We start from the raw sequence: 12,830 nt of genomic DNA, 5'->3' as shown, positions 1-12,830 counted from the left end.
CGAAATGATTCAGTTTTTTCTTAATATATTTACAACTGCAGTTGTTTCGTCATTTTCTTTATAGACACGCGGAATTCTTCTATCTAGCATACATGTAACTTCATAGTTTATTGTACCTAACATATCCGCTATTTCTTCTACTGCGATATTTTCTTCACCTTGTTTACCGTAGAATACTACTTCGTCTCCTACTTGTACTGGCATCGCTTTTGAAACATCCAACATTAACTGATCCATACAAACACGGCCAATAACAGGTACTCGAACCCCGTTAATTAACGCATAGCCTTTATTAGATAATTGACGATTATAACCATCAGCATAACCAATTGGTACAGTCGCAATCCATTCTTCACCAGTTGTTACATACGTATTCCCATAACTTACACCACGATTCTTCTTCGCATGTTTAATATGAGCTACTTTTGATTTTAACGACAACGCAGGCTGTAAAGAAACGACTGAATGATCCACTTCTTTTGACGGATACATACCGTACACGCCTATTCCAACGCGTACCATATTTTGAAATGTGTTACTTAATTCCATTGATCCCGCACTATTTGAACTATGAATATATGGTATTTGAATTCCTAATTCTTTCGCTGTATTAACAGCCTTTTCAAATAAACTTGTTTGCATATTCGTATATGATTTATCGATTTCATCTGCCGTAGAGTAATGCGTAAATATCCCTACTATCTCTACATACTCCATACGGTTTAATTCTTCTAAAAATGGTTTAACTTCTTCTTCTTGTAAACCGATACGACTCATTCCTGTATCAATTTTCACTTGAATTTGTACTTTCTTTTGAAGACGGTTTGCAATTTCATTTATACCATGTAAATCTTCTACTCTATAAACAGTCATCATAACGTCATATTGAATTACATCTTCTACAGCCGCTACTGGTGTGTATCCTAAAATTAAAATCGGCACAGTAATTCCTGCTTCTCTTAATTCTATTGCTTCATCTACAAATGCAACTGCAAGTTGATGTATCCCAGCTTCAATTGCAGCTTTGGCAACTTCAACTGCCCCATGGCCATACCCATTCGCTTTTACAGCAGCCATCATCTTAATTTCTTCATCATTTACATGTTTTTTAAATTCTTTTACATTATGTTTTACAGCATTTAAGTCAATTTCTACAATTGTATCTCTTCCATATTTCAAACTCATTGGTCTAACTCCTAACTCAATAATTGCATTCCATTCTATTTCACGTTTCATATGACCTTTTACAATATAATACTTTTCATTATGCTAGTCAAACTACTAGAATTTTCGGAATTTTGAGTATGATATAATATCCTCAAGAAACTATTATATACGGAGACGAGGAGAATTACAATGTTTGTTCAATCTGCATTGCATCAACTAAAAGTTGCTATTGATACTTCTATTTATATGCTTAACCAATATAGTGAAAACGATTTAAAAATACAACCGATTCACTCAAAACGATCATTATTTGAAATGTGTGCACATCTTTCTCTTATTTGTCATGCTGATTTACTCATTTTAAATGGTATTTCAGAAAAAGAATTACATACCTTTTATATAGAACATACGCCCGTAACAGTTGCTCACATGCAACAAACGATGATTGAAGGATACAACCTTCTCTCTAAAACATTTCTTTCCTACTCCCAAATAGAATTAGCAGAAGTTATGACTGCCTATTGGGGTATTTCTTATTCGCGCTTTGAATGGTTACTTGAAATCGTTGCACACTTTTATCATCATCGTGGACAAATTCATATTTTATTATGCGAGCATATGAAAGATCCTCGCATTCCTTTATTTGAGTGATTTTCCACTCATTCATTAATTATAAATAGAGAAGCTACAAAACCAATAAAAAGTATCATTCCTAATAAAATAAATGTTTGAGCATAACCGCCTATTTTCATAAGATAAATAGAAATGATAGGTCCTATACTAGTACCTAAAAATAAAATAAAAGTATAAATAGATACTGCTATTCCCCTTGCTTTCCCTCCTAATTGACCTACAAGAGAAACTAAAGACGGAACGGATATAGCAATACCTATTACAAAACAGACACTCATCATTACAAGTAGAGATAGATACGAAACAAAGCCCATTGAACTTAGACTAAAAATAGCAATCAACAATCCTCCTTGAAGAACTTTCCTTACTTCAAACCTCTTTGTTAAACGACCTGCAAGTGGTGACAGCAACATACCAAACAGCCCTGCTAAGCGAAAATAAAGGATTTGTTCTGCAGTTAAATTGTAAGTAGGAGAGCTCAAATAATTCCCTAAAACAGTATACATATTAACAAAAGCCATTATTAAAACAGGATTTTTCACACTGACTAACTATTAGTTTTAAATAATGCGCAACTTCTTTAACGCATAAGAAATTCCGCCTTCACTCGCCTTCGTTGTAAGGAAATCAGCCCTTCTCTTCAACTCCTCTCCACCATTTCCCATCGCAACTCCTAATCCTACATACTGCAACATTTCAATATCATTTCCACCATCGCCAAAGGCAATGGCTTCTGATTTACTAATATTTAAATGTTCCAATACTTTTTGAATTGCAGTTAGCTTCGATACTTTACTATCTTCCAATACATTTATAACGTAACCATGAAAACGCTCAAACGTAAGTGCTGGATATCTTTCAATGAATTTTTGAGCTTCTGTGTCATCAGCATACAGACATATGCAATACATTTCATCTGATAAGTTTCTAACTTTGTCAGGATACTGCTCTAAATTTAAAGTTTCATTTAACGCTCGCATGACACGTTCATCTTTGGAAGCAATATTATTCATTGCAAATTCTTCTGTAAAGTAAGAAACACTGTGACCATGTAATTCAGCAAAATTTGAAATATCATGAACGATTTCGCTTGAAAGTACTGATTTATGTATAACTTCTTTCCCACATTTTATATGTGCACCATTTGCTGAAATAAACGTATTTATACCTAGTTCCTTAAATTGTGAGCATAAACTATATGGTCTTCCAGTTGTAACAACTACGTGAATTCCTTTATCTATTAATCTTTGTACCGCTTCTTTTGTACTTTCGTGCATGCTTCTATCAATCTCACTTAATAACGTACCGTCAACATCGAAAAATACAACTTTGTACATAAGTCTTTACATCCCGTCCAAATGATTCGTATCATTAATGAAATGCACCGTTTTTTGTTCACCCTCAATTTCAATTAAACTTATTCCCGTATCTCCCATTTTGAAATAGTAGTCCATTGAAATTGGCATTTTGAAAAATGCACGTAATAGACTATTAATTACGCCTCCATGGGCAACAATTGCAATTCGGTCATATGTATTCTCTGTCAAGATTTTAGAAAAGATTCCTTCTATTCTCATTCGAAACTCAATAAACGATTCCCCGTTTTCAAAACGATCATGAAGAAACTTTGGCTCTGGATATTTCTTTGCTTCTTCAAATGATAAGCCTGCTTGCACTCCATTATTAAACTCCATTAATTCCTCTTCTAATTGAATTGGACAACCAATTGCTTCTGCTAATGTTTCACCCGTTTCACGAGCGCGTTTTAATGTGCTTGCCCAAATGAAATCTGGTGAAAAATCTTTTTTCACTTTCTGTACAAGTCTTTGTACTTGTTGTCTCCCTTTGTCAGTTAACTCAAAATCAGCTCGACCTTCATGCACATGTAAAATATCAGCTTCTGATTCTCCGTGGCGTATTAGTAGTATTTGCATGTTTCTCTCTCCCTTTATTTAATATTCATAAAATTCCATTATATCACATTTTAAGATTCCAAAATAAAAAAGGAACGGTCTCCCGTCCCTCATCCATTCACTTTTTCCGCATCATTCCAATAATATTTACTAAACGCTTCTGTTAACACATCAATTGTGTTATATAATTCATCTAACGTATTATCAACACCACCAACTTCAATTAACATCGCATTTTTCGATAAATCTTGGTTATAAACGCCATTTCCATCTTTTTTATACTTTGGAAAAATCCCTCTACTTAATCCGTAATAGTTTTCATCTAAATAACTATTGATCGCTCTTGCAATTTTTTCATTTTCAGCACGGCCTTCATTTTCCATCCCAATTATAAAATATAATCTTGCATACGATTTTCCGTTAATTACTTTTGTTGTTACTTTCTTACGCTGATCGTCACGGTGTATATCAATCGGAAACGCAATTTTATTATTTTGTGCTAATGCTTCTTTTACATATTCATGAGACGCTTTATATGACTGATACCATACCCACTTTTTACTCGCTAATAAATCACCCATATTCGTTTTATCATGAACTACCGGAATTCCTTGTCCTTCAAGTTGCTCTTTCATACGTTTCCCTAGTAAAGACACATTTACATCTGGGCTAGATGGATCAGTTGCCCCTGGTAATAATGGAAAGAAGGATTCCCAGCTATGTGTATGATAAATATATACTGCACTTTCACCTTTTTTCGCTCCGTTCTTTTTCTGAACCGGATTATTCTTTTCCGCTTCTGTAACTTTATCTTTTGCTATTTCCCGTTCTTTCGTTACTTCTTCAATCGGTACACTAGATTCATTTGGGATATTCGTCAAGTTTGTCCCTTCCCCAGCTACGATAATATTAGAATAATACTTTGACATACCAGGTACTTCTTTACCGACGAATGTTCTTAAATCTTTAATTTTCAAATCTGTCGCGATAGAGAACATTAAATTCCCAACTGACTCTCTTTTATTCTTCTTAAAATAATCAAATCCGTAATAGCGATTCTCACTTTCTATCATTTGAACAAAACCTTGCATCGATACTTTTCCAAACCATTGATTTGCATAATTCGATTTCATTGTATGTAAAAATGACGTCAAAATCGACGCTATTATAATTACTATTAGCGCATATAAAAGGAGTAACGAAATCAGCTTCTTCCCATGTATTCGAATTGCATACTTTTTCACTGCATCACCTTCTTTATACATGGATATGTACAAGCTTTTCAGAATATACACACAAAAAAAGAGAAATGGTATACCATTTCTCTTCCTCACTTTTATTGTTCTTTTCCTGTATCATTTGAAAGTAGTTTCTTCGCTTGTTTTTCTTTAAATATTTCTCCAATTGCCCCAAGAGTACCAAGTGTTTCAATTGCATTAGACGGAATAAAGACTTTATTTGCTGGTCCTTTTGCAACTTCAGCTAATGATTCAAATGATTTGTAAGCAAGTATACGCTCATCCAAATTCGCTTCACGAAGCAATTCAATACGATTTTGTTCTGCTTTTGCAATTTCTTCAATTGCTCGTGCTTCCCCTTGTGCTTCTAATTCTTTTGCTTCTTTTATACCTTCAGCTTCGCGAATACGTGCTTCTTTATCCCCTTCAGCCATCAAGATTTTACTTTGCTTTTCTCCTTCAGCGCGAAGGACTTTATCTTGTTTTGCTGCTTCAGCTTCTAAAATAATCGCACGTTTATTACGCTCAGCCTTCATTTGTTTTTCCATTGATGCTTGCACATCTTTTGGCGGGTTAATATCAACAACTTCGACACGTTCAATACGTACGCCCCATTTTTCTGTTGCTTCATCAAGCGCTAAGCGGATTTCTGTTGAAATTTTTTCACGACCAGATAACGTTTCATCCAGTTCCATTTTACCGATGATTTGACGCATCGTTGCTGAAGTAATATTACGAACACCATATTCATAGTTTGAAATACCATATGTCGCAAGTTCTGGTTCAACAATTTGATAGAAAATAATTGTATCAATTTCTACTTGAACATTATCTTTCGTAATTACCTTTTGCGGTGGTACATTCGTTTGTTGAATGCGTAAGTCATGATATACACGAACACGATCTACAATTGGTATTAAAATATTTAACCCTGGGTGCATTATACGTTGAAACTTACCAAATCTTTCAACAACCCCAACTTTTTGCTGAGGAATAATTTTAATTGTTAATGCGATAAATGTAACTACAATTAGTGCGAATATAATCGTTAACGTTAATGCTACCATATTTATTCACTCTCCTTTTTCACTTGTAATATAGTACTATGCCTCTTTATAACAACGACTTTTTCTCCAGCATCAATTGAAGAATCTGCAATAGCTGTCCAAGTATCTCCATCCACCTTCACAATACCATTCGCTTCATTTGTAATCGCTTGCATAACAAGCCCTCTTTTACCAACAAGCATATCTACTGTATCAGTAAAACCTTTTGCTTCTCGAAAGTTTTTTGAAATTCTTTTCGTAAAGAATGTCAAAGTTAAACTTACAATTGCACCAACAGTAACTTGTAACAGTAGTGCATCAGGAGCAAACAAAGCAATAAGACCTCCGACAACAGCTCCAATTCCAAGCCAAAGCATGTAAAATGTAATCGACAACATTTCCGCGATAAATAAAATACCAGCTATTATAAACCAAATTACCCAAGCAGCCATATGCAACCCTCACTTTCTTTCTCATTTTCTATATGTATATGAAGAAAAGAATGGTTTATCCGCCCTTTCTTACACTTGGGCGTTTGCTACAAGCTATTGTACATATTCACTGTTACAATGATCATTAATATAATACTATATCAATATATTCTTCATTATACATGAAAATCCCTTTCAAAAAGTGACAAAAAATTAAATTCTTTTAAAATTTTAATTTTTAAATTATAATTATTCAAATTACTAAATACTATTTTTTATAGAGGTGATATTCTTATTGAGAAACCTGTCACTAATCTACTATTTAGGTTCCAAAATATGCATTACTCTCGCTGACATCGTATATGTAATGATTATTACAACTCATATTTATATAGCAACTAAATCAGCTACTATTACTGCTCTTTTTCCATTATTACAAGTTATCACAAATCTAATTGCTAACATCTCTGCACCACTTATAATAAATCGTTTTCCATCTTATACGTTGTTATATACGCTCCAATGGCTGAAAACAGTCTTTTTACTATTATTAATGATTTTGTTCCCGGTCTTATCCACAAACATTATAGCTCTATTAACTTTTATTTTTGTCATTTCATTATGTAGTGGGTGGAGTGCTCCATTATTATACGGTATTCTTCCGCGCCTTACACCGAAAGAAAAATTAGTAAAAGTAAATAGTATCTTTTCCTTTTCAACACAAATTGTGCAAGCCGTTGCTTATTCATTTACGAGTATTGTCGTTCTTCTCATTGGCGCTACTTCTACACTCATGATTAATAACATTTTAATGATTTTCGGATGCATTGCATTACATTTTTCATTACGTTCCATACATACTGAAAGAATAGCAGATTCTCCCTCTTCCAAAAGTACTGTTTTATTGGAAGGTTGGAAACTCCTATTTCAAAATCCTTCTCTCCGTACCGTTACATATATGGACTTAATCGAAACTTTCGCAGGGACAATATGGATTGGCGCTATTACGATGGCATACGTTACGACTATCCTTCATAAGGGCGAAGAATGGTGGGGGTATATTAATACAAGTTATTATGTTGGCACGTTAATCGGTGGTCTATTAGCCTGGAAAATGAGTTCCTATATTCAAAACAATTTAATACGATCTATGTCGATTGGCTCTCTTATATTTAGCATTCTTACATTTTTATATGGTATGACAAGCAGCGGATTTATTGCGCTTTTTCTATGTGTTCTAATGGGACCCTGTTATCAAATTAGAGATATTTCCCAAACGACTGTTTTACAATCAAGTGTCGCCCCTTCTTTATTATCAAAAATGTATACAGCACATGGCGCACTTCTTTCAACAGCCTCTGGACTATCTATGCTTATCATTGGCATTATTACTGATATGTTCGGTGTTCGTACAATTTATATCATCGCTTCTATTCTTATTTTATGTTCCGCTTGTTTATCTTTTAGTTTATTAAAATATCATAAGACAGAGCAGAACGATATTTCAATTTAATCACTAAAACAAAGAGGACAGGGATTCCTGTCCTCTTCGTTTATTCTATTCATGATAAGTTGGGGATTTTTCTATGCTTTGTCGCTTGTTCAAAAGCATAAGCTAATTTAATTAATATCCCTTCACTAAAGGCAGTGCTTGCAATGGTAATTCCAAAAGGCCTCCCGCTTTCCATATACCCTGCCGGTATTGCTATAGACGGATAACCCGCTTTCGCACATATAGTAGAACCTATATAGGAAGGAAACAGTATCGCATCAAGATTATATTTTTCCAATGCAAAATCAATGCCTTGTTCTTGAGAAAAATATATATCTTCTAATCTCGCATTTAAATATTCTGGATTTCGTAACGTATTAGGAAAATCTTTTCTTCCCTCTAACTTAGTTTGTCCATATTTTAAAGCTCTTTCTGCTATGTTTTTATTAAACTCCATTAACTCCGAAATAGAATGTACCGGGATAGTAGAAGGTAATTTAGAAAGATAGTTATCTAAACTATGCTTCAGCTCATAAAGCGGAACTCCCCAGCTCCATTCTCTATGAAAAGAAGGAATATCAATATTTTCTACTACTGTCGCTCCTTCATTACGTAATACTTGGATCGTTTCCTTAAACAAGATTTCATCATACTCACCATTTTCGTAATAATCTTTTTGTGCATCGTTAAACACACCAATCTTCGCTCCATTTAAACCATTTGCATCAAGGTAAGATGTATAATCCCGATATGCCCTACCGTCACTTTTGTGAGTAACTACATCTTTCTCATCCACTCCAGTTAAACTTCCTAGCAAAATAGCAGCATCGGTTACCGTTCTAGCAAATGGTCCAGCTGTATCTTGCGAATAAGTAAATGGAATAATTCCTCTACGACTAATTAAACCGACAGTCGGTTTAATACCTACTACAGAATTTTGAACAGCGGGGCTCACAATAGAAGCATCGGTTTCTGTCCCAACAGATACTACTGTAAAGTTAGCAGCAACTGCTATTGCAGATCCTGTACTAGATCCGCCAACAAACATATGATCCTTGCCAGTTCCATATGGATTGATTGTTTGACCACCTCTTGCACTATATCCAGCCCACATGTCAAAAGACATTGCATTTGCTAATTCTGTCATATTCGTTTTTCCTATTATCACTGCCCCTGCTTCTCGCAGTTTAGTAACGAGAAATGCATCTTCACTGCTTATATTTTGTTCTAGAGCTATTGTACCTGCACTTGTATGCATGAAGTCATTCGTTTCAATATTATCCTTAAGCAAAACAGGTATTCCATGCAATGGTCCCCTTACGCCGTTTATCTTTCTTTCATAATCTAACGCTTCTGCAATAAAAATAGCATCTGGATTGATTTCTAAAATTGAATTAATTTTCGGCCCGTCTTGATCATACTTTGCGATTCTATAGAGATAATACATCACTAGCTCTTTTGAAGTTAGCTTTCCAGATTCCATTTCATTTTGAATATCTTGAATTGTTAATTCCTTTTTTAAGATTGGATTAAACTGAATTTCCATTTATATTCTCCCTTATATGAACTTTTTTTAGCATATACCCCTTACTTTTTCAATTTTTCATCTCAACACATCCTAAATTAATATCCCTTTAAAGAAATTCAATATCCTTATTTAAACACCTTTAATTTCCCGAAAAATAAAAAAAGTCTGAAACGGATTAACCTTCGCTTCAGACTCTTACATTACTGTGCGTATACTTCATCTAATAAATGTAATAACTCACCTTGTTTTCCAGCTAATTCAGGGCATTTTGCAATATCAACCCATTCGTAGCAAAATACTAATCCTTTATCTTCCTCACCAGCACTTACAATATGTTCCCAAGTATCCTTTACATCTGTTAGTAAAGTTACATGGAAAAAGTGGCGTTTTTCATACTCCTGTTTTTCTTTCATATGTATAATGTAATCTGCTAAAAAACGCTCTATGCATAAATGACGCAATCCGGATTCTTCCTGTACTTCACGCAATATAGCAGCTTCTAACGTTTCACCTTCATCAACCGTTCCCCCTGGCACTTGAATACCAGCTTCATGTATATCACGATGTTTAAAAACAAGTAATTGCATAACCCCCTCTTGTTCTCTTGTAATATATGCATGTACTTTTTTCTTATATAACATCGTCATTGTACGTCTCTCCCCTCAATTGTTCACTCTGTTACTTCTTCAAGTGTCAGTTGATTATCATACAAATATGTAGCTTGTGGATTTCCCACATACCTTACGTGCCATGGTTCATACCGATAGCCCGTAATCGTTTCTTTCGCTTTTGTGTATCGAACCACAAAACCAAATTTATGGGCATTTTCAGAAAGCCACTGACCTTCTTTCGTTTCCCCAAAAACTGTCTCTAACTGAAATTTAGCAGATTGAGACGTAATATCCATAGCTAGTCCAGTTTGATGCTCACTTGTGCCAGGAACCGCGCTAGACATTGCTGTTTTTGCTTCCCCGTCTTGTTTTTTATACATCGTATTTAATGCTTTTTGTCGATCAAAAGATCTAAATCCAGAAACTGCAAAAAGAAAAATACGCTCGTTGTCAGCCTGCTGAAACATATCCTCAAGCGCCCTCGCTGCCTCTTTTCTCATCTTTTTCTTTTCTTGATCCCCTTCACTAGAGTAGCGCACTTTCGGAATAACTAAATCTGGCGGTCTATACCCATCTGGTAAACGCCTACTTTTATTTACAAGTACAAGCATTGAATTCGGATTATTAATTACCGCAATATCCCCATCCATATTAGCAATCGTTTCTTTCGCTTTCGGAAATATGCTATTTACACTTACTTCCCGCGCCTGCTTATCCTTATACATTTTATAATTGATTCCTGCTACTCCAATAATAATTATTGCAGCTACAATACCAAGTAGTGCCCATCTTTTTTTCATATAACGACCTCTTATTTTAATAATTTGGCCATTTCATACTCATCGATGCCCTTTCCATCGATAATAAGAGCAGCTTTTTTGACACCTTCTTTCTCAAATCCAGCTTTTTTATATAGTGCCTGAGCTCTTGTATTGTGGGCCATTACTGTTAATTCTAAACGCCATACATCATGTAATTTTGCCCACTTCTCAACCTCTTTAAACAACCTCGTCCCAATACCTCGCCCGTTATACTCTTGTAAAATACCAATTACAATGGTTGCCACATGCCTCTTTCTTTGAATGTTATTTCCATTCACTAATATAAAACCTACTATCCTCTCATCTTCAACTGCTACAAATATTGTTGCACATTCATTTTCTATAAAGCGATGGATCATTTTTTCTTGTTGCTCAGCTGTAGTTTTTCTTTCTCCTGGTTCATATAACATAAACTTCGTTTCTTCATCTAATTGCTTACTTAATTGCAAAAATGATGATGCATCTTCTATTTCGATCTCCCTAATCACTTCAATCACCCTACCAGTTTCATCATAAAAAGTTTTCCTTATAAAAAGATTTTCTCTACTTTCCTGAAAATCCCTTTGTAAATCTCCTGCTATAAATTGACAAATTTCGATATTACTATAACAACGACAAATTATGTCTATTCTGTGACGTCTCATCATTACAAAGAAAAAACGCAAGCATTACACTTACGTTTTTTCAAAAATACTGTGAATTCCTCCTCATCAGGTGAGGTCTCTCACCAATTTAAATTTCACTTTATCCATTCACTTTTTCTGCCTGCCAAAAATATTCACCAAATGCTTTAGCAAGTGCATCAATTGATCGATTCAATTCTTCCTCTGTATTATCTACACCGCCAACTTCTATTAATATCGCTTGTCCTGATAGGTCTTGATTATAGATTCCATTTCCTGTCTGGAACCCTTTTTGAATGACCCCACGGCTCACTCCTGGATATTTCTTATTAATCGCCTCATGTAAAGCTGTCGCTAATTGTAAGTTTTTTTCATAGTTTTTATTTCCTTTCCCTACTACAAATGCAAGCTTTGCATATGATTTATCTCCAATTGTTTTTGTCGTTACATTCTTTCGGGCACTATCACGATGCAAATCAAAAAAGTATTGAAGATCTTTATTTCCAGCCATAGCTTGCTGCACAATTTCTCGTGACATTTTATACGAACTATTACTGTTTAAACCTTTACTTATTAACTTTTGACCAACATCACTCTTATCGTTAGTAGCTCCAATCCCTTCACCTTCTAGTTGTTCACGGAAACGATCTCCTAATATAGAAATATTCGACACAGAACTCGTTGCTTTATTCGGATTCGGGTCATTCGTTAAGTTAAGTAAAGGTAAATAAGATTCCCAGCTATGTGTATGATAAATAAACGCAACTTGTCTCTTCCCAGTCGTTTGGGACGGCTGTTTTTTCTCTTTATTCGTATCTTGTTTAGGTGCTTGTCCAGTTCCACTAGTCCGTTCCTTCACTACTTCTTCAAGAGGAACACTCGACTCTATCGGTAAGTTAGAATAATTTGTACCCTCACCCGCAATTACAATTTCTGTATCGTACTTACCAAATCCCGGGAGCTCTTTCCCGACAAAACTGCGTACATCATTAAAGCGAATATTTGTAGCCATAGAAAAGAGAAAAGAAGAAATTGAAAAATCTTGATTCAAATTTCGATACTCCTGTGTAAAATAATGATTCTCTTTTCCAAGTACATACATGTAACCATTCATCGATAACTCATTTAACCAATTATATAAATACGTTGACTTTGTCTCTTTCATAGAGGTTACCATCAGACTAATAAGAAAAAAAGTCGCTAGCACTGTAGTAATAACAAATAAAACTAACTTACGCATATTTGTAAACTTCATAAAAAAAAAGCCCCGATTCATACTATCACCTCTCTATTTCAAGTTATGTACAAGCCCTAGAGAATAGACCGT

At 34.6% G+C, this 12,830-nt stretch carries 13 protein-coding genes and 1 pseudogene; 2 read left to right on the top strand and 12 right to left on the bottom strand.

Translation table 11 applies throughout. The features are described from left to right. Nucleotides 1-9 precede the first annotated feature (9 nt). The gene (gene alr / locus ACTFP3_RS06460) at nucleotides 10-1,185 is read right to left on the bottom strand and encodes an alanine racemase (RefSeq protein WP_440009988.1); all 1,176 of its coding nucleotides are present in this window, start codon (nucleotides 1,183-1,185) and stop codon (nucleotides 10-12) included. Between the two features lie 171 nt (nucleotides 1,186-1,356). Between alr and ACTFP3_RS06455 the strand changes: the two genes are divergently transcribed. Continuing rightward, nucleotides 1,357-1,818, top strand: a complete 462-nt coding sequence (locus ACTFP3_RS06455; protein WP_000498002.1) for a DinB family protein — start codon at nucleotides 1,357-1,359, stop codon at nucleotides 1,816-1,818. Between the two features lie 8 nt (nucleotides 1,819-1,826). Here the strand turns inward: ACTFP3_RS06455 and ACTFP3_RS06450 are convergent. The 6 genes and pseudogenes from ACTFP3_RS06450 to ACTFP3_RS06425 all read right to left on the bottom strand — a co-directional run. Then, nucleotides 1,827-2,330, bottom strand: a pseudogene (locus ACTFP3_RS06450) (MFS transporter); the annotation flags it as partial. Nucleotides 2,331-2,360: 30 nt separating this feature from the next. After that, nucleotides 2,361-3,137 carry a Cof-type HAD-IIB family hydrolase gene (locus tag ACTFP3_RS06445; RefSeq protein ID WP_000278974.1) on the bottom strand — a complete coding sequence of 259 codons (777 nt, stop codon included), beginning with the start codon at nucleotides 3,135-3,137 and terminating at the stop codon, nucleotides 2,361-2,363. A 6-nt stretch (nucleotides 3,138-3,143) separates the two neighbouring features. Next, nucleotides 3,144-3,734 carry a histidine phosphatase family protein gene (locus tag ACTFP3_RS06440; protein WP_001166439.1) on the bottom strand — a complete coding sequence of 197 codons (591 nt, stop codon included), beginning with the start codon at nucleotides 3,732-3,734 and terminating at the stop codon, nucleotides 3,144-3,146. Nucleotides 3,735-3,823: 89 nt separating this feature from the next. After that, nucleotides 3,824-4,978 (bottom strand): stage II sporulation protein P, encoded by a 1,155-nt coding sequence (gene spoIIP / locus ACTFP3_RS06435; RefSeq protein WP_025710179.1) that lies wholly within the window; start codon nucleotides 4,976-4,978, stop codon nucleotides 3,824-3,826. A gap of 71 nt (nucleotides 4,979-5,049) precedes the next feature. Continuing rightward, entirely contained in the window at nucleotides 5,050-6,018 is a 969-nt protein-coding gene (locus tag ACTFP3_RS06430) for an SPFH domain-containing protein (RefSeq protein WP_000226251.1), read from the bottom strand. Between the two features lie 2 nt (nucleotides 6,019-6,020). Then, nucleotides 6,021-6,449, bottom strand: coding sequence for an NfeD family protein (locus ACTFP3_RS06425; protein ID WP_000741977.1), 429 nt, complete (start codon nucleotides 6,447-6,449; stop codon nucleotides 6,021-6,023). A 274-nt stretch (nucleotides 6,450-6,723) separates the two neighbouring features. Between ACTFP3_RS06425 and ACTFP3_RS06420 the strand changes: the two genes are divergently transcribed. Beyond that, nucleotides 6,724-7,941 carry an MFS transporter gene (locus ACTFP3_RS06420; protein ID WP_001245229.1) on the top strand — a complete coding sequence of 406 codons (1,218 nt, stop codon included), beginning with the start codon at nucleotides 6,724-6,726 and terminating at the stop codon, nucleotides 7,939-7,941. 49 nt (nucleotides 7,942-7,990) lie between these two features. On the opposite strand, the gene ACTFP3_RS06415 is transcribed toward ACTFP3_RS06420, so the two are convergent. The 5 genes from ACTFP3_RS06415 to spoIIP (ACTFP3_RS06395) all read right to left on the bottom strand — a co-directional run bounded on the left by ACTFP3_RS06415 (nucleotide 7,991) and on the right by spoIIP (ACTFP3_RS06395) (nucleotide 12,779). After that, the gene (locus ACTFP3_RS06415) at nucleotides 7,991-9,466 is read right to left on the bottom strand and encodes an amidase family protein (protein WP_440009692.1); all 1,476 of its coding nucleotides are present in this window, start codon (nucleotides 9,464-9,466) and stop codon (nucleotides 7,991-7,993) included. Nucleotides 9,467-9,648: 182 nt separating this feature from the next. Continuing rightward, nucleotides 9,649-10,095, bottom strand: a complete 447-nt coding sequence (locus ACTFP3_RS06410) for an NUDIX domain-containing protein (protein WP_326036040.1) — start codon at nucleotides 10,093-10,095, stop codon at nucleotides 9,649-9,651. 23 nt (nucleotides 10,096-10,118) lie between these two features. Continuing rightward, entirely contained in the window at nucleotides 10,119-10,859 is a 741-nt protein-coding gene (locus tag ACTFP3_RS06405; protein ID WP_000747647.1) for a M15 family metallopeptidase, read from the bottom strand. Nucleotides 10,860-10,870: 11 nt separating this feature from the next. Continuing rightward, nucleotides 10,871-11,368 (bottom strand): N-acetyltransferase family protein, encoded by a 498-nt coding sequence (locus ACTFP3_RS06400; protein WP_440009688.1) that lies wholly within the window; start codon nucleotides 11,366-11,368, stop codon nucleotides 10,871-10,873. A gap of 256 nt (nucleotides 11,369-11,624) precedes the next feature. Continuing rightward, nucleotides 11,625-12,779, bottom strand: coding sequence for a stage II sporulation protein P (gene spoIIP / locus ACTFP3_RS06395; protein WP_001079278.1), 1,155 nt, complete (start codon nucleotides 12,777-12,779; stop codon nucleotides 11,625-11,627). Nucleotides 12,780-12,830 lie beyond the last annotated feature (51 nt).

Source organism: Bacillus cereus group sp. MYBK5-2 (assembly GCF_051915685.1).
In the GTDB taxonomy this organism is placed as follows: Bacteria; Bacillota; Bacilli; order Bacillales; family Bacillaceae_G; genus Bacillus_A; species Bacillus_A cereus.
This window is presented reverse-complemented; position numbering and strand designations above follow the sequence as displayed.